Annotated in this window: 16 protein-coding genes; 5 read left to right on the top strand and 11 right to left on the bottom strand. The window is 63.5% G+C overall.

Going from position 1 to position 19,693, the window contains the following annotated elements; genetic code table 11:
* Window positions 1–27 precede the first annotated feature (27 nt).
* On the bottom strand, window positions 28–471 hold the full coding sequence (gene gspG, locus ACQ4WO_RS19890) for a type II secretion system major pseudopilin GspG (RefSeq protein WP_034751618.1): 444 nt from the start codon (window positions 469–471) through the stop codon (window positions 28–30).
* Window positions 472–936: 465 nt separating this feature from the next.
* Here gspG and ACQ4WO_RS19885 point away from each other — a divergent pair, with 465 nt between their 5' ends.
* From ACQ4WO_RS19885 to ACQ4WO_RS19870, 4 genes are all read left to right on the top strand, one after another.
* Window positions 937–1,698 (top strand): NF038120 family PEP-CTERM protein, encoded by a 762-nt coding sequence (locus ACQ4WO_RS19885; RefSeq protein WP_436482920.1) that lies wholly within the window; start codon window positions 937–939, stop codon window positions 1,696–1,698.
* A gap of 45 nt (window positions 1,699–1,743) precedes the next feature.
* A complete protein-coding gene (locus ACQ4WO_RS19880; protein WP_436482919.1) occupies window positions 1,744–4,896 on the top strand; it encodes a S8 family peptidase in 3,153 nt (1,050 codons plus the stop codon).
* A 140-nt stretch (window positions 4,897–5,036) separates the two neighbouring features.
* Window positions 5,037–6,005, top strand: a complete 969-nt coding sequence (locus ACQ4WO_RS19875; protein ID WP_436482918.1) for an IS1595 family transposase — start codon at window positions 5,037–5,039, stop codon at window positions 6,003–6,005.
* Window positions 6,006–6,039: 34 nt separating this feature from the next.
* On the top strand, window positions 6,040–6,459 hold the full coding sequence (locus ACQ4WO_RS19870; RefSeq protein WP_436482917.1) for a protease inhibitor I9 family protein: 420 nt from the start codon (window positions 6,040–6,042) through the stop codon (window positions 6,457–6,459).
* On the opposite strand, the gene ACQ4WO_RS19865 is transcribed toward ACQ4WO_RS19870, so the two are convergent.
* From ACQ4WO_RS19865 to ACQ4WO_RS19850, 4 genes are all read right to left on the bottom strand, one after another.
* Window positions 6,456–7,127: a LuxR C-terminal-related transcriptional regulator gene (locus ACQ4WO_RS19865; RefSeq protein WP_436482916.1), complete on the bottom strand. Its 672-nt coding sequence runs from the start codon at window positions 7,125–7,127 to the stop codon at window positions 6,456–6,458. The genes ACQ4WO_RS19870 and ACQ4WO_RS19865 overlap by 4 nt on opposite strands.
* Window positions 7,124–7,837, bottom strand: a complete 714-nt coding sequence (locus ACQ4WO_RS19860; RefSeq protein ID WP_436482915.1) for a winged helix-turn-helix domain-containing protein — start codon at window positions 7,835–7,837, stop codon at window positions 7,124–7,126. The genes ACQ4WO_RS19865 and ACQ4WO_RS19860 overlap by 4 nt, the downstream gene beginning before the upstream one ends.
* Before the next feature lie 186 nt (window positions 7,838–8,023).
* The gene (locus tag ACQ4WO_RS19855; RefSeq protein ID WP_436482914.1) at window positions 8,024–8,659 is read right to left on the bottom strand and encodes an NF038129 family PEP-CTERM protein; all 636 of its coding nucleotides are present in this window, start codon (window positions 8,657–8,659) and stop codon (window positions 8,024–8,026) included.
* Window positions 8,660–8,669: 10 nt separating this feature from the next.
* Window positions 8,670–11,663 (bottom strand): ExeM/NucH family extracellular endonuclease, encoded by a 2,994-nt coding sequence (locus tag ACQ4WO_RS19850; protein ID WP_436482913.1) that lies wholly within the window; start codon window positions 11,661–11,663, stop codon window positions 8,670–8,672.
* 597 nt (window positions 11,664–12,260) lie between these two features.
* Here ACQ4WO_RS19850 and ACQ4WO_RS19845 point away from each other — a divergent pair.
* The gene (locus tag ACQ4WO_RS19845; protein ID WP_436482912.1) at window positions 12,261–12,938 is read left to right on the top strand and encodes a PEP-CTERM sorting domain-containing protein; all 678 of its coding nucleotides are present in this window, start codon (window positions 12,261–12,263) and stop codon (window positions 12,936–12,938) included.
* Window positions 12,939–13,008: 70 nt separating this feature from the next.
* Here the strand turns inward: ACQ4WO_RS19845 and ACQ4WO_RS19840 are convergent, their stop codons facing one another.
* The 6 genes from ACQ4WO_RS19840 to ACQ4WO_RS19815 all read right to left on the bottom strand — a co-directional run bounded on the left by ACQ4WO_RS19840 (window position 13,009) and on the right by ACQ4WO_RS19815 (window position 19,643).
* Complete coding sequence (locus ACQ4WO_RS19840; protein ID WP_436482911.1) at window positions 13,009–14,031, bottom strand: TIGR03790 family protein; 1,023 nt, start codon at window positions 14,029–14,031, stop codon at window positions 13,009–13,011.
* Window positions 14,032–14,171: 140 nt separating this feature from the next.
* Window positions 14,172–14,750 carry an FxDxF family PEP-CTERM protein gene (locus ACQ4WO_RS19835; protein WP_102295176.1) on the bottom strand — a complete coding sequence of 193 codons (579 nt, stop codon included), beginning with the start codon at window positions 14,748–14,750 and terminating at the stop codon, window positions 14,172–14,174.
* Window positions 14,751–14,831: 81 nt separating this feature from the next.
* On the bottom strand, window positions 14,832–15,389 hold the full coding sequence (locus ACQ4WO_RS19830; protein WP_436482910.1) for an FxDxF family PEP-CTERM protein: 558 nt from the start codon (window positions 15,387–15,389) through the stop codon (window positions 14,832–14,834).
* 181 nt (window positions 15,390–15,570) lie between these two features.
* Entirely contained in the window at window positions 15,571–17,025 is a 1,455-nt protein-coding gene (locus tag ACQ4WO_RS19825) for a mannose-1-phosphate guanylyltransferase/mannose-6-phosphate isomerase (RefSeq protein ID WP_436482909.1), read from the bottom strand.
* 23 nt (window positions 17,026–17,048) lie between these two features.
* The gene (locus ACQ4WO_RS19820; RefSeq protein ID WP_436482908.1) at window positions 17,049–18,200 is read right to left on the bottom strand and encodes a nucleotidyltransferase family protein; all 1,152 of its coding nucleotides are present in this window, start codon (window positions 18,198–18,200) and stop codon (window positions 17,049–17,051) included.
* Between the two features lie 162 nt (window positions 18,201–18,362).
* On the bottom strand, window positions 18,363–19,643 hold the full coding sequence (locus tag ACQ4WO_RS19815) for a nucleotide sugar dehydrogenase (RefSeq protein ID WP_102295183.1): 1,281 nt from the start codon (window positions 19,641–19,643) through the stop codon (window positions 18,363–18,365).
* Between the last annotated feature and the right edge of the window lie 50 nt (window positions 19,644–19,693).

Below are 19,693 nucleotides of genomic sequence, written 5' to 3'. Positions count from 1 at the left end.
TCCGTAGGAAAAAGAATGGCGCTGGCGCTATTGCGAGCTGATGTCGGCGTTCTCGCCGCTGCCGCCCGGCTGGCCATCCTTGCCCATCGAGACGATGTCGTATTCGCCCTTGCTGCCCGGCGCGCGGTATTGATAGGCATGGCCCCATGGGTCGAGCGGCACGGCTTTTTTCAGGTAAGGGCCATTCCAGCGCGTGCCGGCGGCGGGCGGCGCCACCAGCAGTGCGGCCAGGCCTTCTTCCGTGGTGGGATAGCGCCCCACGTCGAGGCGGTAGGTGTCGAGCGATTTTTCAAACGCCTCGATCTGCGCCTTGGCCACCGTCACTTCGGATTTGCCCAGCTGGGCGAAATACTTGGGGCCGACATACGCCGCCAGCAAGCCGATGATCACGATGACAACCAGCAATTCGAGCAAGGTAAAGCCGCGCGCATGGCGCGTTGCCGCAAGGTTCTGCCTGTGTGCTGCATGCATCCGGTAACTCCTTATTGCCTACCTTCAATCCATTGCGTCGCTGCGCGCGGCGGATGGCCACGCACGGGCGACACGCGCTTGCCTGATGCTTATCAGCCTACCATGCCGGTTATGGTTAATACAATCTTTTCTTTGCTCTGTGAACAACAAATTCCTGCGGAAACCATCCAGTGTGCGCGAAACCGCGACGGCGCCGCGCGCGCTTGGCTGGCTGCTTAATAACTCAACTATTTTCAATGCGGAAACTATCTACTCCTGGTTACGAAATCATAGTAAGTGATGAATTTTATTCATTCATTATTTGTAACTTTCAAATTAAATTTGCAAGAATATCAAACAATGAAATTGCCTCTTTTGCTATAGTAAAAATTAATTTTCTACGTATTGGTCTTAGCCGTCCACGCAGAAAAGAGCATCCCAGACGCAAAACATATTGCATCCTACATAATCACCAAGGGAAAATTCATGACTCGTATTGTGCATTCGAAGGCAACTGCCGCAGCAAGTCCTTTCTCGGCCAAGCAGTGGACCGGCGCCGCCATCCTGGCCCTGTCCGCCGCCTGGGCCCCCGCCGCCATCGCGGACGTGATCAACTTTGACAACGTCGACAGCCAATTCGTCGGCCATGGCGACTCCCTGGAATTGAGCAAATTCCTGCTGACGGGCGCTTCGAATGCCGCCGGTGCCAGTTATGGCGACCTGGTCGGCGCCGTGTTCGACGGCACGGACCCGGCCGCCTGCGGCATGGCGTGCCCGACCAACAATGCGAGCAATTACTATGCCTCCCTCAACGACGGCATCGTCTACCTGGACCCGCTGAACCCGGGCGGCAGCGTCAGCCTGCAGGGCTTCGACGCCAGCTTCATCGGCTATGCCCAGGGCGTCACCTATCCGGCCGTAGCTGGCTTGCTGCGCGTGCAAGGCTTCTACGCCAACGGCTCTTCCATCTATGAAACCTACCAGCTGGGCGGCCCCATCGGCGGCAACTTCCAGTTCCAGCGCTACAACACGAGCGCCAACTTCGGCAGCCAGCAATTCGCCTCGCTGGCCTTCTTCGGCTTCACTTGCAACACGGCCGGCAGTTGCAACGCCTTCACGAGCAACAAGGGCCAGTTTGCGCTCGACAATATCGTCGCCTCGGTACCGGAGCCATCGACCTACGCGATGATGCTGCTGGGCCTGGCCGGTGTCGGATTCGCTGCACGCCGCCGCAGCAAGCAAGCCTGATTGCCGCCTCTTTTTGACTCCGATACCGATACAGGAAACCCTTACATGATATTCCGTCCCGCCTTGCGTCCCATTTCGCTCGCCGTGCTGAGCCTGTTTGCCAGCCTCAGCTTCCAGGCCCACGCCGACGACCTGCGCCGCCCCTACATCGTGCAGCTGACCGACAAACCGATCGCTTCCTACACCGGCTCGGTGGAAGGCCTGGGTGCCACCCAGCCTGCCGCCGGCGGCCGCCTCGACCTGGCCAGCACGCAAGTGCAGCTGTACGGCGACTACCTTGAACAGAAACAGGCCCGGGTACAAGCGCTCGTCGCCGCCGCGCCCGTGCAATACCAGTACAAGATCGTCCTCAACGGCTTTTCCGCCCTGCTGACCGACGCCGAAGTGCGCCAGCTGCAGGCGAGCGGCGAAGTGGCCAGCATCGCCCCCGACGAACCGCGCGCCCTGCAAACGAACTACACGCCCACCTTCCTGGGCCTGGATCAGCCGGGCGGCCTGTGGAGCCAGCTGGGCGGCAAACAGCATGCGGGCGAAGACATCATCATCGGCATCGTCGATGGCGGCGTGTGGCCGGAAAACCTGTCGTATGCGGACAAGGTCGACGCCAACGGCGCCCCGACCTTCGACCCGAACGCCACCCTGGCCTATGGCGCGCCGCCGGCCGCCTGGAAAGGCAGCTGCCAGGCAGGCGAAGGTTTTACGCAAGACCACTGCAACAACAAATTGCTGGGCGCGCAATACTTCAACGCCGTGCGCCTGACCGAGACGGACAAGATCCAGCACTGGAGCGAATTCACCTCGCCGCGCGATTCCATCGGCGACCCGAATGGCGAAGGCGGCCACGGCACGCACACCTCGTCCACCGCGGGCGGCAATGCGGGCGTGCCCGTGATCGTGAACGGCTCGCCGCTGGGCGCCATTTCCGGCGTGGCGCCGCGCGCCCGCCTGTCCGTCTACAAGGTATGCTGGTCGTACAACCTGGCCACCCAGCCGACCGGCGCGAAGAACGGCTGCTACGGCGGCGACAGCGTGGCGGCGATTGAAAAAGCCGTGCAGGACGGCGTACACGTGATCAATTATTCGATCAGCGGCGGCGGCACGGTCAACGACCCGGTCGAGCAAGCCTTCCTGCACGCGTCGAATGCGGGCGTATTCGTTGCCGCGTCGGCCGGCAATGCGGGCCCGGCCAATACCGTAGCCCACGTCAGCCCATGGATCACCACCGTGGCCGCCTCGACGCACAACCGCGCCAACCAGGCCAAGGTAACCTTGAGCAACGGCGCCAGCTACACGGGCGCCTCGCTCAACTACAACCCGCTGCCGGCCACTACCCTGATCCGCGCGCAAGACGCGGGCTTGCCCGGCGCCGATGCGCAAAAGCTGGCCCTGTGCTACCGCGCCGGCGACAACGGCGGCGTGGCCCTGCTGGACCCGGCCAAGGTCGCCGGCAAGGTCGTCAGCTGCCTGCGCGGCACCACGGCGCGTACCGACAAGGGCGTCGCCGTGCTCGAAGCGGGCGGCGCCGGCATGGTGCTGGTCGACACGGGCGTGGGCCTGGTGTCCGACCCGCACGTCCTGCCGGCCGTGCACGTGAGCGCCGCCGATGGCGCGCTGATCAACGCCCAGGCGCAAACGGGCACGGCCACGGCCGCCATCTCGCGCTTCGTCACCAACGGCAACGGCCCTGCCGCCCCCGTCGTGGCCGACTTCTCGTCGCGCGGCCCGAACCTGTACGACGCCAACCTGCTCAAGCCGGACGTCACCGCGCCTGGCGTGGACATCCTGGCCGGCGGCACGCCTGCCCTGTCGCGCGCCCAGCGCGACGCCGTGCAGGATGGCAGCCTGGTGCCGGCGCAAGCCTACATCTTCCTGCAAGGCACCTCGATGGCCAGCCCGCACGTGGCCGGCCTGGCCGCCCTGCTGCGCCAGCAGCATCCGGACTGGAGCCCTGCCGCCATCAAGTCGGCCCTGATGACGACCGGCAGCGCCACCTTGCCCGACATCCAGGCCGGCGACGCGCGCGGCATCCTGCCATGGGGCCAGGGCGCCGGCCATGTGACGCCGAACAAGGCGACCGATCCCGGCCTCGTGTATGACGCCAGCCTGGCCGACTACAAGAAATACATGTGCGGCGTCGGCATGACAGCCGAATGCGCGGGCGGCACCCTGGCCGGCTACAACCTGAACATGCCGTCCATCACCATCGGCAACGTGCTGGGCACGCAAACGGTGACGCGCCGCGTCACCAACGTGGGCAGCAGCAGCGCCACCTACACGGCCAGCGCCTCGCTCAGCGGCTACAGCGTGACGGTGGTGCCCGCCACCCTGGCGCTGGCCCCCGGCGAAACCAAATCCTTCACCGTGACCCTGGCGCGCACGACGGCGCCGGACAATGCCTGGCAGTATGGCGCCCTCGTGTGGAGCGACGGCGTGCACACGGTACGCAGCCCCGTCACGGCCCGCTCGGGCCGCGCGGTGCAGTCGCCGGCATTGCTGCAGGCCGACAAGGTCAGCGGCCTGCGTTCGCTGACCCTGTCCACCGGCTTTGCCGGCAAGGTCGGCGCGGCGACGGGCGGCTTGAAGGAAGTGGCGCGCAGCGAGCAAACCATCAGCCAGGCCGCGCCGGGCAGCATGGAAACGCTGGCGCAGATGGCCGACGCGTGCAAGGCGGGCGGCAGCGGCGTGCGCGTCGTCAATGTCAGCATTCCCGCCAGCACCGTCGTGGCGCGCTTCGAAATTTTCGACCGCGACACCACGGAAGGCGCCGGCAACGACCTCGACCTGCTGCTGCTCAACAGCGCCGGCGCGACCGTCGCCACTTCGGCCACGGCCGGCTCGAACGAGGCCATTACCTTGACCACCCCGGCGGCAGGCAACTACAAGGTGTGCGTGATCGGCTACGAACTGGCGAATGGCGTCTCGACCGGCTTCGGCCTGTCGTCGGCCGTCGTCACGACAGCCGACAAGGGCGGCAACCTGAAAGCCACCCTGCCGACCAAGGTGTATGTGGGCGGCAGCGCCACGGCCGGTGTCAGCTGGTCGGGGCTGGAAACGGGCAAGCGCTACCTGGGCGGCGTAGTCTTCCTTGATGGCAACAACGCGGCGGCGTCCACCACCGTGCTGTCGGTGGAGACCAACAACCCGTTGCCGCTGGCCGTTCCCAGCCAGCGCAACGTGAGAGCGGACGCCAAGCTGTAACGGTATCGCTCCAGGCAGTCACACGGCGCGCCCTGCGGGGCGCGTTTTTTATGGCTCTGTCATCGGCAAGTAGGGAAATGCCGGAATCTTCCCTTGGTTGTGTTGTCTGACTCTGCATACTTACCCTGCAGGAGCAGATCATGCGGCCAGCCGAATGGATCACCTTGATTGCGCAGTTTGCTCAGTTGAGTCAGCGTCAGCGGCAAGCAGGCATTGCCCTGCTACGTGGCAATGTGCCACACGACGCGACCGTCGCGCTGCTGGAAAGTGTCGCGCAGCCGCGATTGGCCTGTCCCGCCTGCGACTCCGCGCACCTGCACCGGCATGGTCATGCGCACGGACTGCAGCGCTACCGCTGCGTACCGTGCGGACGCACCTTCAATGCGCTCACCGGCACGCCGCTGGCCCGCTTGCGCCATAAATCGTTGTGGCTCGCCTATGCCGATTGCCTGCTGGCATCGGATTCCGTGCGCAAGGCAGCGTCACAGCTAGGTGTGCACCGTAACACCTCGTTTCGCTGGCGTCACCGGTTTTTATCGCTGGCAAAGACGGACCGGCCGCATGGTCTGCATGGCATTGCCGAAGCGGACGAACTGTATGTACTGGAATCGGAAAAGGGATCCAGAAACATGACGCGTCCGGCACGCCGCCGGGGCGGCCATGCCCGCCAGCGCGGCATATCGAATGAACAGGTCTGCATCCTGGTGGCGCGCGACCGTACGGGCCAGACCCTCGACTTCGTCACGGGCAAAGGGGCGCTAACGAAGGCGCAGTTGCATCACTGTTTGTTGCCCTTCATCGACAAGGATGTGCTACTGGTCACCGATGGTCATCCCGCCTACCGGGCCTTTGCTCAGGAAGCTGGCATCAGCCACCAGGCCGTCAACTTGCGCGCCGGCATCCGCGTGCAGGGCGCCGCCCACGTGCAGAACGTCAACGCCTATCACAGCCGCCTGCGGCAATGGCTCGGTCCGTTTCATGGCGTGGCGACGCGCTACCTGCCAAATTACCTGGGATGGCGCTGGATACTCGACGCCGGGCGCATCCGTTCACCGGAAACATTATTGAAAGCAACTTTGGGCGCATTCCCACATCTGATGGTGACATAGCCTTTTTTATGCGCGACGCGCGTACAATCGGCGCATGTCCACCTTTCGCCTCTGCATTGCCATCCTGGCCGGCATGGCCAGCATCCATGCCCTGCCTGTCGCGGCGCAGGCCGCTGCCGCGCGGCAGTCCTATCTGGTGCAATTGCGCGCCCCGCCGCTGGCCTCGCAAGCGGACGGCGTGCATGGGCTCGATACGCACAGCGACGCCGCGCGGCGCTACACGGCCCAGCTGGAAGCGCAGCAGCGCGCCGTGCTGGCGCTGGTACCCGACGCCTCCGTGCAATACCGCTACACGGCGGCCTTCAACGGCTTTGCCGCCATGCTGACACCGGCCGAAGTGGCGCGCCTGCAAGCAAGCCCGGACGTGGCGCGGGTATCGCCCGGCAGCATCGAACACACGCAAGATGGCAATGGCAATGAAAAGATGCAGGCCCGGCCGCAGGATCAGCGCTAGTGGCTGAGCAGGCGCAGCGCAATGCCGCGCGACACGGCTTGCATGCGGTTGCTCACGCCAAGTAATTTGTAGATGCGCTGCAAATGGCTTTTCACGGTAGTACCGCTGATGCCGAGGATTTGCCCCACCTCCTCATTGCTTTTCCCCTCGCGCACCCAATGCAGCACTTCCAGCTCGCGCGCACTGGCCGCGCGTGCAGCAACCGGGCCAGTCGCACGCACACGCTGGCTGCCTGGCAGCGCCAGCCAGTGCACGTGCAGGTAGGGCAGCAGCAATTCCAGTGCATACGCCTGGCGCGCCGCGTCCGCCTGCTTCACGGCGAACAGGGCAAAAAAACTGCCGCCGGCGTCACCCACGCTGCCATGCACCAGCACGCCGTCGATGACGCCCGCCCTCTGTCCACCGGCGCGCCAGGCCAGCGCAAGGTGGGCCAGCTGGCCCTGGCGCTCGCGCAGCTGCGCGTGATCGGGCGCGGCGCTGTGCCAGGCTTCGCTGCGCAGCACGGCCCCGTCGGCGTCCAGTCGCGCACACATCAATATGTCGTGCGGCAACAGCGTTTGCAGCGGCCCCTGGCTCCACAAAAAGAAATCGCCGGGCACGGCCATGCCATGCGCGCCGAGGATGGCGTGCAGCAGGTATTCCTGCTCCCTCCCCGTCAGCAGCATCATGTGCACACGGCGGCGTCAGAAGCCAGATAGCGGTAGCCGCTGCCGCGCACGGTTTCGATGCGGTGGCCGCAGCCGCCCGGCTGCAAGGCGTGGCGCAAGCGTCCCACGTGGGCGTCGACCGTGCGTTCATCGAGGTAGGCGGCATGGCCCCACACCTGGTCCAGCAGTTGCGCGCGGCTATGCACCCTGCCCGGATGATCCATCAGGAAATGCAGCAGTTTGAATTCCACGCGGCCCAGGTGGATGGGCACCTTGCCGGCCGTCACACGCAGGGTGTGCGGATCGAGCCGCAAGGCGGCAGCCCCGGCCGTGCCTGCGCCTGCGCGCAAGGCTGATGGCGCGCGCCGGCGCAGCAGCGCATGCACGCGGGCCAGCATTTCACGGGGACCGACAGGCTTGCACAGGTAATCGTCGGCGCCGCTTTCCAGCGCCAGCACCTTGTCCTGTTCGCTGTCGCGCGCGCTGATCATGATGATGGGCAAGTCGCACTGCACGCCATCCTGGCGCACTTGGCGCAGCAGCGCGATGCCGGACGCATCGGGCAGTTCCCACTCCAGCAGCAGCACGTCGGGTGGATCGGCCGCCAGCAGCGCCAGCGCGCCGCGCGCGTCCAGGGCGCAGCTGACCCGGTAGCCGGCGCCCGCAAGGTTGTGCGCCAGCAGCGCCTGCATGGCGGGCGCAGGGTCCAGCACCAGGATATGGCCAGGCATCGATGCATCTCCCGAAAAAAGTTGGCGGCAGTCATGAAAATACTAGACTGCCCGACAAGTTTTTTACTATGCATCAAGCGTAAAACGCTGACTAATACAATTTAGTTTCCTGATTTATAGCTATTGCGAATAAATAGATGAAAAAACACAGCGGCCAGCAGGCGCGCTGTGTTCAGGCTGGAAAGACTAGGCGCGTGTGACGGTCCGGCGGCGCAGAGCAAAACCGATCAGCGCCAGACCGCCTGTCAGCATCATCCATTCCGACGCTTCCGGCACGGCCGAGATCGACGCGATGCTCGCATATGTGCTGCCGGCGATGCTGGCGGGCAAACCGCCGTTGAGCGGCGTCAGTTCGAATTGCACGAGGTTGCCATTCGCATTGCCCAGGTAGGACGTGGCCGTAGAGTCGAGCAAGCCCACGCCAAAGGTCGTGCCCGCATTGCCGGCCGTGTTCAGGAAGTCGCCGCCAAAGACGATATTGAAACCGAACTTGCCGCCCAGGGTCACGTTGTGAAACCAGTCGTTGTAGGCGCCGCTATTGCCGAAGGTCAAGGTGCCGGGCAAGCTGCCGCTGACGTTGCCTTCCATCGATTCCAGTGCGCCGAACGCGCCCGAGAAATTGCTGAGTACGGCGCTGGCGCCCGGCGCCGGGCTGTTGCCGGCGATAAAGGCGAAGTCGAGGAAACCGGCGCCCGAGAACTGGCTCGTGTCGATTTCCACGCGGTAGCCGAGCGGGTCCGCCAGCGCCAGGCTGGAGCTGGCGGCCAGCACGGCGGCCAGCACGGCGCGGCGCAGGGTGAGATTGAATGTCGTTGTCAACATGATGGTGTCCTTAGAAATTGCCGGCGAAAATGCTGGCCGAGTAGGTGATCGTCACTTTCGACGGATTGCTGAAACTGACGGCAAACGAGGCCGTCGCGCCTGGCGCCAGGCTGGCGGCGTTCACCGTGACATACGCGGCGCCCGCATGGCTGCCCGTGGCATTGGCCAGGCTGACGCCGGCAGGCAAGCCGCCGAACACCACCTGGAACGGGCCGCTCAAAGCGCTCGTGCCCGTGTTGGTGAACGAGAACGTGCCCGTGTATTTTTGCGTCACGCGGTTGTACGTGAGGCCCGAGCTCGCTTGCGCCACGCCGGCCGTGATGTCGCGGTAGGCGGGCTGCAAGTCCAGGCTGATGACGACAGGATCGTGGTCCGACGCGCGGTACGGCAAGGCGTTGTACAGGTCTTGCGGCTTGGCAGAGTCGATGTTGTAGTCGATCACTTCCGGCTCATCCGCATTCACATGCCATTCGGCCACGCCGGCCACTTGCGGGCTCAGCGAGGCGCTGGCCAGGGCATGGTCGAGGTAGCCGCTCTGGCCGCCGAATACGTACGAATACGGCATGCCGGACGGCCGCACGAAACGCTCGAGTTCATTGACGAAGCCGGCACCCGTGATGACCTGGATCGGGTCTTCCGCGCCATACGAATTCAAGTCGCCGATGACCAGCACGTCCGCGTCGCCGGCAGCGGCCGCCACCTGCGGCACGAAGCTGCCCACCAGGCGCTGGGCTTGCTGCACGCGGGTGGCGTTCCAGCAGCTCTGGCTATCGTTCTGGTCCGCGTCCAGTCCGCTCGAGGGGCAGCTGCCCTTCGACTTCAGGTGGTTGACGATCAGCGAGAATTTCTCGCCATTGCCGGCGCGGAAGGTTTGCGCCATCGGCGGACGGTTGTTGATGGCGTTGGCGTCCGACAAGGCGCCGCCCACCAGGCCCAGCTTGGCTGGCTTGTAGATCATGGCCACGCGGATGGCGTCCGTGCCCGTGGCGGCCGGTTTCGGCACCACGGCGTACGTGACGCCGCCGATGGCCGCGTTCAGTTGTTCGACCAGGTACGTGACGGCCGTTTCAGCATTGTTCTGGATTTCCATCAAGCCCACCACGTCCGCGTCGATGGCTTTCAGTTCAGCGACGATCTTGTCGCGCTGGCGCACGAACTCGGCCAGGTTGTCGGCGCCGCGGCAATTGCTCCTGGTGGTCGAAGTGCCCACGGTGCAGCCCTGCCCCGTCTGGCCAAAGATATTGTTGCCATTGGTAAAGGTCGTAAAGAAATTCAGCACATTGGCGCTGGCCACCTTGACGTTGCCAGATGGCAGCTCCGGGCTGCCCGTGCGCGGGTTGTCACGCGAGAATTGCGGCGTCTGCGTCGGCTGCAATTTGTAGGCGGCACCGCCACCGCCGATGGCGCCAAAGTCCACCACGCCCGTCAGGTCGGCCACCGTGTCGCCGCTGCGCACGGTGTTGTCCTGGCCGATGTACGGTATCGTTGGCGGCGCCACGAAAATGCCGTCATCGAGCACGATCAGGTTGTTCGCATTGGCGGCGATCAAGGCTTGCGCCTCGGCGGAACCGGCCGGATAACGGTTGGTCGGCACTTCGCGACGCCCCGCCGACAGGCTCAGTTCGCCGCGCGCGCCCAGATAGGCATTTTGCGACACGGTCAACGGTTGCGTGAAGCGCACGAGCATGCCTTCCACAGCCGCCAGGTTCTCGTTCGGCAAAGTAACATTCGCCGGCACGATGCTGTGGCCCGCGCTTTGCGTGAGGATGGCCGTCACGTCCTTGAATTCCGTATAGGAATTTTTCGCACCCGATGGCGTGTACTCGACCACCGTGCCCGTCACGCGCACCAGTTCGCCCGGCTGCACGGTGGTGGCCGTCGCGCCCGTGTACACGAAGATGCCGTCCGACGTAGACGGGTCGCCATCGCCGGCCGCATCCTGGATGAAGAAGCCGGTGCCCACTTTCAGGGTCACCACGCCCTCGGTCGTCTGCACGGAATTGGCGTACGGGCTGCTGGCACCACTGCCCTGGATTTGCGGGATCGTGTGGCTGATGGCGGCCAGGCCTTGCACGGCCACATCGACCTTGCACGACGCCGTCTGCTGCTGGTCGTTGCTGAAATTTACGATGACCGGGTAATTGCCCACCGGCACGCCGGCGGCTACCAGCAGGTTCACGCTGGCGCTCTCGCCCGCCACGCCGGCCGCGCTGAAATTGGCCAGGCTGATGCCGGCCACGGCCGGCGACGTCATACTTGCCGCATTTACGACGCCATCGACGTCGGACGCGCGCAGCACGGCGCTGCCGCCATTGCCCACGGCCAAGGCCAGGTTGGCCGGGCAGCTGGTAATAATCTGGTGCACGACGGGGCCGCCGCACACATTCAGCGGCGACGCCGTATTGCGTGGCGCCACGCTGCCGGTGGCGAAGTCCGCGCTATTGTCGTCCGTGTCGCCGCAGCCTCCATTCGCGCGCGCAATCGACAGGGTATTCGATGGTGCGGGCGCCACGGCGCCTTCAAAACCGTTGGCCGTGCCGAAACCGACCAGGTCGACGATGGCGGCACCCGTCGGGCTGGCGCCCGTTTGCGCCGTCTTGCCATTGCTCAGCAGCACCTTGCCCGCCGTGCCAGACATGGCCGCGCCGCCCGTCGCATCCGGCGTCGGCAGCGCGGCCGTACCGCCTGCGCCCTTGGCTTGCTGGACCAGCAAATACTGGCCAGGTTGCAAATCGATAGCCGGCAAGGCCGTGACGGCCCAGGTCGTACCGGCGGCGGAGGCGTATTGCACACTCCAGTTATTCACATTTACCGGGCTCGCGCCGCGGTTGAAAATCTCGATGAAATCGTGGGTGTACAGCGCCCCGGAATTGCCGCCACCGCCGTACACCTGGCTGATGACGAGGTCGGAAGCGGCCAGGGCCGGCACGGACAGGCTGGCCAGCAAAGCGGCCAGGATGGTCAAGCGCCCGGGTGGCGTGCACGCATGGAATGATGGGGACATGAAAAGATCCTGTTCGATGAATAAGGATGCTGGCAAAAAGTGCTGGAGGAAGGTGCGGGCAACCGCAACCGCCGCCAGGGCAAGAACAGTGTCGCCACTGATGTTCCCACATTAACATTTTGCCATGACAGCTTAATGACATGGCATTCATCCGAACGGAGCAAAACGATAGCTTGAGAACATGAGTCTATGTCTTTTACGCAACAAAAAAACACCGTTTTTCCCAGCAGTTACGCCATTTATGGTATATTTCCAACATTCAATTAAAGTTTCACAGCAACAGAAAACGAGATCCGTGCATGCGCACCATGCGGTGCAGCCCTGGCGGTCGGCGCATTCCAGATGTTTGTGCGGCAAGCCATATCAGTTCCCCACGAGGCCCAAATCACGCCTCGTCCGGCCGAGTACGACTCCCGCCATGAAAATGCCGGAAAGTAAATTTCCGCAAGTAGTAAACGGCAATTAGCCAAGCAAGAGCACGCACCGCAGGCTGTGGCAGTATCTGCAAGCCTGTGCGGCGACAGCGAACAAGCGACCTATGAGAGCCTTACGATGAAAATCACTCCTACCTTACATTTAGCCTTACTTGCCAGCGCCATGTTCGCATTGATCCCTGCGGCGCAGGCACAAGGCAAGGCACAGGGCAATGCCCAAAACAATGAAAAACGCTGCGCGGCGACCAGTGAGTCGTCCGGCCAGCAAGCGCGCGCCAATGATGGCGACATGAACGCCATGAGCAGCAATTGCCGCCTGATCAACGGCGACATCGGCAGGGACAGCATGACCAACGATGGCAGCAGCGCCGATCAGGCATTTGGCCGCAAGAAGGAAGACCAGAGTTTCAACCAGTGGAATGAAGACGATGGCACGCATGCGCTGCGCAATGGCGGCGGATTATCGGGCAACAGCCGCACTGGCGGTGGCGGCATGCCCCGCGTGACGCAGGGCACGTCGCTGGCTGCCACTGACGAATTTGCGCAGCCGCAAGACAACAGCCTGCTGGGCTGGGGTGGCGCGCAGGCGCCCGCCTATGGCCGCATGGCCATGGCCACACCGGACGACACCAGCCTGCTGACGCGCGGCGCCAGCCTGCCCGGCGCCGTCGGCAACGGCGGCGGCATTGGCGGCGGCGGTGCGGCTGGCGGCCTGCAAGGGCGCCAGGATACCGTCACCGAACTGCCGGCCATTCCGGAACCCCACACCTATGCCATGGTATTGGCCGGACTCGGCCTCGTGGCATTTGCCGCGCGCCGCAAGCGCCAGGCCAGGGCATAAGCGGCAACCATATCAAAAAAGGCTCGCAAGAGCCTTTTTTTTCGTCCACGCATCCGTATGGCCGCTTGCCTCAGCGCCGGAACGCCGCATACGGTGCCGCCAGCGGATCGCCGATAAAGAGTCCCTGGGCCGGCCACGCGACGCTGCCCCAGTACGCTTCCAGCGCCGTCATTCCCGTCAGGTAACGTCGCAGCAGGACGGTTGGGTTCGGAAATTTCTGCCAGTGGTTGCACGGTTCGCTGACGGTGCCGTAACTGGCCGTCGCGCCCGCTTCCAGCCAGCGCTGGCTGCTCATTTGCGCCGTGCCCTGCAGGTCGCCGCCGAACGAGGTCAGGTGGTCGGCCAAAGCGCCAGGCAGGAAACGCAAGGTATCGAGCTTGGGCACCTTGGCCAGGCCCGTCTGGTAGACCATGACGTCCTTCGCCCCTTCCAGCGTGTCGGCCTTCAGATTGCGGATCGTCAGCTTGCGCTGGCGTATCACGCCGGCCGGCGGGAAGAAGCTGGCACGGCTGTTGCGCGCGCCATCACTGGTCGTCAGGTAGTACGCGCCGGCGGCGGGAATGGAAAAGCCGCTGGCCGTGCCACGGTCGACCACCGCCTTGGCTTCTTCCACGTAATCGACGGGCAAGAGCATGGACAGGCGCAGCCCCATCTGGGTGAACGGCTGGCCCACATTGCTGTTGAAATACGTACTGGGCTTGCCCGCGTCGCAGGTCTTGACGCATTGGCCGCCGTCGTACCCCAAGGTAAAGGCGGAAGTGATGGAATTGCATTCGACGGCGTACGGCGCGCTCCACACCATCAGCACAGCCTGGATGTCCGGCTTGAGCTGGGCATCGATGCGCGATTTGAGCTGCGCGAACTGGTCGACGCTGAGCTTTTTGGGGCGGTTCGGGATCGACACGTGCACCACGTTGGCGGCCGGAATGGCATGCGCCTGGCGGTAATACTCGCCCACTTCCACGCTGTTCGGTTCCGCATCATTGATGACGATGGCCAGTTGCGACGGCTGCAGGCCCGGTGCGACGGCGGGCGCATCGGCGCGTGCCATGCCGGCGGCCAGCAGCAGCGAAAAAGAGAGAAGTTTATGCAAGGGTCGGTATCGGAAGGTAAGTCGATCGAGGCAGCCAGGCCGCAGCGGCCAGCTGTGCCTGCCGATTATAGCGCCATGTCGCCACGCACCCAAAAAAAACGGAGGCCGCAGCCTCCGTCTTTATTTGTCGCCTATGCGTTTCAAGCCTGCGGCTTGCGGCGGCGCGCCATGAAACCGAGCACAGCCAGGCCGGCCAGCAGCATGCCGTAGGTTTCCGGCTCAGGCACTGGCGTGACGGCCAGGATGCCGCTGTAGCTGCCACCTGTCGGCGCGGCCACATAGCCGTCGATCTGCAGGAAGTAGTTGCCGGCGGCCAGCGGCGTGGCGCCGGACGCCAGGCTCCAGGCCTGGTCCTGCGCCGTGTAGTTGACCAGGTCCAGGGCGCCTTGGAACAGGATGCCGCTGGCATTGCCCAGGCTAAAGCCGGTCAGAGTCAGGCCCGAATTGATGCTGGGCTTGAGCGACGTCGCCAATGCGCTCAGGTCGTTCAAACCCGTCACGCTGAAGGTAAATTTGTCGCTGAAAAAGTTGTTGCCCGCGCCGGCCAGCTGGCCCGGTGCCAGAGCAAACGAGCCCAGCAGTTCGCTGCTCGAATAGTCGAGCAGGTCTTGCGTCAGGTCCACCGCCGCGTGGCTGAGGTCAACAGGCGCCGCGTGGGCGGCCAGGCTGCTGCCGGCAAACATGGCTGCCACAAACAGGGATTGCAGGAATTTTTTCATACTTTTCACCAAGAGTGCTGCAGCCAGTACGCACTGGCTGCGGGATAAGATGCGGAAGGGATCAGGAACGGCGAAGAACGCTCAGGCTCCCTTTTGGCGGCGGCGCGCCACGAAGCCCAGCAAGCCCAGGCCTGCCAGCAGCATCGCATACGTGCCCGGCTCGGGCACGGCCGACACCAGGCTGCCATTCGCGCTGAAGGCGGCGCCCGTGTGCGAGACCACGTTGCCGCTGACTTTCAGGTAATAGGCGCCGGCGGCCAGGTTGGCATACGACAAGCTCCACTTGTCATCGATACCAGTCAACAACTGGTTGCCACCCAACAGCAAGGTGTTGCCGACGCTGCTGTACAAGCCAAAACCTGTGAGGTTCAGGCCATTCGAGGCGCTGCTGCTGCGCGCGCTCAGAATCACGCTCAAATCGCTGGCCTGCGTCACGTTGAAAGTGAACAAGTCATTGAAAAAATTGCTTTTTTGATTGTTTTTGAATTTGTTGCCAAAGGTCAGCGAACCGCCCGCGGCCAGGTTGACGGCGCCAGGAACGGAGCTGATGTCGACCGGCGCAGCCATTGCCGCCTGCGAGAACAAGGCTGAACCGGCAAAGGCCAGGGCCGCCAGCACCGAATACGTATTTTTCGTCATGCGATTCCACCGAGCGTGAGTGCGGACGCGCTTGCATCCGCATGAGTTATCTAATCAAACCAGGCAGAATCATAGCATAAAGCAATCAAATGTGTTAACTATTACCCAATGGAAAGTTACTTTATAGCATCATTCTGAGAGCCAATAGTTTCTATACTCTTGGATCTCGGCCGGCAGGCCATCAGACGCGCTGATATACATCCTCCAGCCGCACGATATCGTCTTCGCCCAGATAGCTGCCCGACTGCACTTCGATCAGGTGCAGCGGCAACTTGCCCGGGTTTTCCAGCCGGTGCGTCATGCCGATGGGGATGTAAGTCGACTCATTTTCCGTCAGCAAGGTCACCTTCTCGCCGCACGTGACTTGCGCCGTGCCGCTGACCACCACCCAGTGTTCGGCACGGTGATGGTGCATCTGCAGCGATAGCTTACCGCCCGGATTGACGGTGATGCGCTTGACCTGGAAACGCTCACCGATGTCGATGCCTTCATAACTGCCCCATGGCCGGTAGACCTTGCGGTGCTGCTGGTATTCGCTGCGTCCCTGCTGCTTCAAATGCTCCACCACCTGCTTGACGCGCTGCACCTGGTCCTTGTGCGCGATCAGCACCGCGTCGTCCGTCTCCACCACCACCAGGTCCTGCAGGCCCAGCACGGCGACCATGCGGCTTTCCGCACGCACCAGGCAATTGCGCACGTCATCGAGATACACATCGCCGCGCACCACGTTGCCGCTGGCATCACGCTGCTGCACTTCCCACAGGGCCGACCAGGAACCGACATCGCTCCAGCCGATGGCGGCCGGCAGCACCACGGCGTGGGCCGTATGCTCCATGACGGCGTAATCGATCGAGTCCGAGGCACAGGCGGCAAAGGCCTTTTCTTCCAGGCAGCAGAAACCGAGGTCGCGGTAGCTATGGCGCACGGCCGCCTCACAGGCGGCCAGCATGGCCGGCTGGAACAGGCCCAGTTCACCCAGGTAACGCTCGGCGCGGAACATGAACATGCCGCTGTTCCACAAGTAGTTCCCCGAGAGGACAAATGACTGTGCCGTCTCCAGGTCCGGCTTTTCCACGAACCGTGCGACGCGATAACCGGCCCCGCCGGTGCCGACCGGCTCGCCGCTGCGAATGTAGCCATAGCCCGTTTCCGGCGCCGTCGGCACGATGCCGAAGGTGGCCAGCGCGCCAGCGCCTGCCAGCGCCGCCGCCTCGGCGATCGCCAGGTGGAACGCGGCGACATCCGTGATGACATGGTCGGCCGGCAAGACCAGCATCAGCGCCTCGGGGTCGAAGGCCAGCAGGTACTGCGCCGCCACCGCCACCGCCGGCGCCGTATTGCGCCCTACCGGTTCGAGCAGGATACCCAGCGGCGCCAGACCGATCTCGCGCAATTGCTCGGCCACCATGAAACGGTGTTCATTACCGCACACGACCATCGGTGGCATGACCTCGATCCGCGCCAGCGCCCTGTCGCCAGTACCGCGCGCGGGCAGGCTGTACACACGCAGCGCCGTCTCTTGCAACATCGTCTTGTCCGTCACCAAACGTAACAGTTGCTTAGGCAACAGCGCCCGCGACAATGGCCACAAGCGGCTGCCAGAGCCACCGGACAGAATGACAGGATAGATTTTCATGGAGATACTCCATCGAAGGTCTGCTATGTGGCATACAGGGCCGGCGGGCCATTCGCGCGGCGCTGGCGGCGGCGGTCGCGCGCATTGCCCCAGGCGTTGGCGTCGCCTTCCGACACGTGGCGCATGCGGCCGGCGCGGTCAACGCAATATTCCTTGAAGACGATCATTTCATCGAGCAACACGTCAGGCAGCACGCGCGTGTATTCGAACAGCACGCTGCGCACCACTTCGGCGCCCGCGCAGACATGGCTGCCATGGCCGATCCAGGTGGGGCCGACAATGCTTGCGCCCGCGTCGATGCGGCAGCCCGAACCGATATACACGGGGCCTTCGATACGCGTTCCGCCGCTCCAGTCGATGCGCGTGTTCAAGCCCACCCACACGCCGTCGGCAATCTGGATACCGGGTACGTGCAACTGGGCCACCTCCCCCATCAGCACGCTTTGCAGCACTTCCCAGTAATCCTTGACGCTGCCGATGTCGATCCAGTTGTAGTGGCGCTTTTGCGCATAGAACGGCAAGCCCTTTTCCACCAGCAGGGGGAACAGTTCCGCACCGATATCGAACGGCCGGTCGCTGGGAATCAGGTCCAGCACCGCCGGCTCGAACAGGTAGATGCCGGTACTGACGCAATTGGACAGCGCCTCGGCCTGCGCCGGTTTTTCCTGGAAGGCCTGGATGCGCCCATCGGCATCGCTGACCACCACGCCATAGCTCGACACCTTGTCCCAAGGCACTTCCAGCGTGATGACGGAAGCCAGCGCGCCCTTGCGGCGGTGTTCGAGCAGGGCCGACTTGAGGTCGAGGTCGATCAAGGCATCGCCGCACAGTACGATCGTGGTTTCATCAAAGAAGCCGCCAAACTCCTGGATCTTCTTCATGCCCCCAGCCGAGCCGAGCGGCACCGGCACGACCTCGCCCGCGTCATTTGTATGGCCCTCGAAGGAATAGCCGATCTGCACGCCAAACTGGTGGCCTTCGCCGAAATACTCCTCGATCTTTTCATGCAGGTAGCTGACGTTGACCATGATATCGGTCACGCCATGCTGCGCCAGGTGCTCGACCAGGTAAGCCATCACGGGCTTGCCCAGGATAGGAATCATCGGCTTGGGCAAATCATAGGTCAGGGGCTGCACGCGCGTTCCCTTGCCTGCCGCCAATATCATTGCTTTCATGATCGCTTGCTTTCCATCGTGGATGAGGGTGGCCGCGCTGCCCCTGTGCAAAGACTGTCGGATCGACTATACAGACGTGCTCTTCAGCACGTTTGATACAGCGCGGGGAAGCATGCGGAAAAACAGGGAATGCGGCATTCCCTGTTCCAGGTCAAACATGTGCTACAAGCGCCAGACCTTGATGCCGGCGGCACGCAGTTCCGCTTCATTGAAACAGGCCTTGACGTCGATGAAGCAGCCGCCCTTGATCAGTTTTTGCTGGAAGTCTTCCACCGGCAGCGACGTCAGCGCGCGATGCGACACGGCCGCCACGATGGCGTCGGCGCGCGGCAACTCATCCCAGCTGAACAGGCGCACGCCGTACTCGTGCATCGCCTCTTCCGCATCCGCGTACGGGTCGTGCACGAACACTTCCACGCCATAGGTCTTGAGTTCGTTGATCACGTCGCCCACCTTGGAGTTGCGCAGGTCGGCGCAGTCTTCCTTGAACGTCAGGCCCAGCACGTTCACGCGCGCGCCCTTGATGTAGCTGCCGGCGGCAATCATGTTCTTGATGGTCTGCTCGGCGATGTACTTGCCCATGCCGTCGTTGATGCGCCGGCCGGCCAGGATCACCTGCGGGTGGTAGCCCAGGGTCTCGGCCTTGTGCGTCAGATAGTAGGGGTCGACGCCGATGCAATGGCCGCCCACCAGCCCGGGACTGAATTTCAGGAAATTCCACTTCGTGCCGGCCGCCGTCAGCACCTCGGAGGTATCGATGCCGATCTTGTCGAAGATGATGGCCAGCTCGTTCATCAGCGCGATATTCAGGTCGCGCTGGGTATTTTCAATCACCTTGCACGCTTCGGCCGCCTTGATGCTGGAGCAGCGGTGCACACCCGGTTCGACGATCGATTCGTACATGGCCGCCACCGCCTCCAGCGTTTGCGGCGTGTCGCCCGAGACCACTTTTACCACGTTCGTCAGCATGTGCTTGCGGTCGCCCGGATTGATGCGCTCGGGCGAATAGCCGACGAAAAAGTCGCGCTTCCACTGCATGCCCGAGGCCTGCTCCAGCACGGGAATGCAGATTTCTTCCGTGGCGCCCGGATAGACGGTCGACTCGTACACCACGATGACACCCTTCTTCATGTGCTGGCCCAGGCTCTTGCTGGCGCCGATCAGCGGCCCGAAGTCCGGGCTGTGCGCCACGTCGACGGGCGTGGGCACGGCAACGATGATGATGTCGGCTTCAGCCAGGACGGCCGGGTCGGACGAATATTCGGCGTGCACGGCGGCCGCCATCTGCTCGTTGCTCAGCTCGCGCGAAGGATCGACACCGCGCAGACAGCTGTCGACCTTGCTCTGCACGATATCAAAACCGATGGTGCGCCCCTGCTTGCCGAATTCGGCAACGAGGGGCAAACCGACATAACCGAGGCCAATCACGGCAATAGTAGTCATAGCAATACTTTCAATCTAAAAAGGGAGTAACCATTGGGGGCGGGTGACGC

It is taken from the genome of Janthinobacterium aestuarii (assembly GCF_051380835.1).
GTDB lineage: Bacteria > Pseudomonadota > Gammaproteobacteria > Burkholderiales > Burkholderiaceae_D > Janthinobacterium > Janthinobacterium aestuarii.
The sequence above is the reverse complement of the archived record's forward strand: the minus strand, read 5'-3'. Positions and strand labels throughout refer to the sequence as shown.

Bases quoted from the DNA above. Each gene is read 5' to 3' on its own strand.
- gspG (WP_034751618.1), bottom strand. From the start codon at position 471: ATGCATGCAGCACACAGGCAGAACCTTGCGGCAACGCGCCATGCGCGC.
- ACQ4WO_RS19885 (WP_436482920.1), top strand. From the start codon at position 937: ATGACTCGTATTGTGCATTCGAAGGCAACTGCCGCAGCAAGTCCTTTC.
- ACQ4WO_RS19880 (WP_436482919.1), top strand. From the start codon at position 1,744: ATGATATTCCGTCCCGCCTTGCGTCCCATTTCGCTCGCCGTGCTGAGC.
- ACQ4WO_RS19875 (WP_436482918.1), top strand. From the start codon at position 5,037: ATGCGGCCAGCCGAATGGATCACCTTGATTGCGCAGTTTGCTCAGTTG.
- ACQ4WO_RS19870 (WP_436482917.1), top strand. From the start codon at position 6,040: ATGTCCACCTTTCGCCTCTGCATTGCCATCCTGGCCGGCATGGCCAGC.
- ACQ4WO_RS19865 (WP_436482916.1), bottom strand. From the start codon at position 7,127: ATGATGCTGCTGACGGGGAGGGAGCAGGAATACCTGCTGCACGCCATC.
- ACQ4WO_RS19860 (WP_436482915.1), bottom strand. From the start codon at position 7,837: ATGCCTGGCCATATCCTGGTGCTGGACCCTGCGCCCGCCATGCAGGCG.
- ACQ4WO_RS19855 (WP_436482914.1), bottom strand. From the start codon at position 8,659: ATGTTGACAACGACATTCAATCTCACCCTGCGCCGCGCCGTGCTGGCC.
- ACQ4WO_RS19850 (WP_436482913.1), bottom strand. From the start codon at position 11,663: ATGTCCCCATCATTCCATGCGTGCACGCCACCCGGGCGCTTGACCATC.
- ACQ4WO_RS19845 (WP_436482912.1), top strand. From the start codon at position 12,261: ATGTTCGCATTGATCCCTGCGGCGCAGGCACAAGGCAAGGCACAGGGC.
- ACQ4WO_RS19835 (WP_102295176.1), bottom strand. From the start codon at position 14,750: ATGAAAAAATTCCTGCAATCCCTGTTTGTGGCAGCCATGTTTGCCGGC.
- ACQ4WO_RS19830 (WP_436482910.1), bottom strand. From the start codon at position 15,389: ATGACGAAAAATACGTATTCGGTGCTGGCGGCCCTGGCCTTTGCCGGT.
- ACQ4WO_RS19825 (WP_436482909.1), bottom strand. From the start codon at position 17,025: ATGAAAATCTATCCTGTCATTCTGTCCGGTGGCTCTGGCAGCCGCTTG.
- ACQ4WO_RS19820 (WP_436482908.1), bottom strand. From the start codon at position 18,200: ATGAAAGCAATGATATTGGCGGCAGGCAAGGGAACGCGCGTGCAGCCC.
- ACQ4WO_RS19815 (WP_102295183.1), bottom strand. From the start codon at position 19,643: ATGACTACTATTGCCGTGATTGGCCTCGGTTATGTCGGTTTGCCCCTC.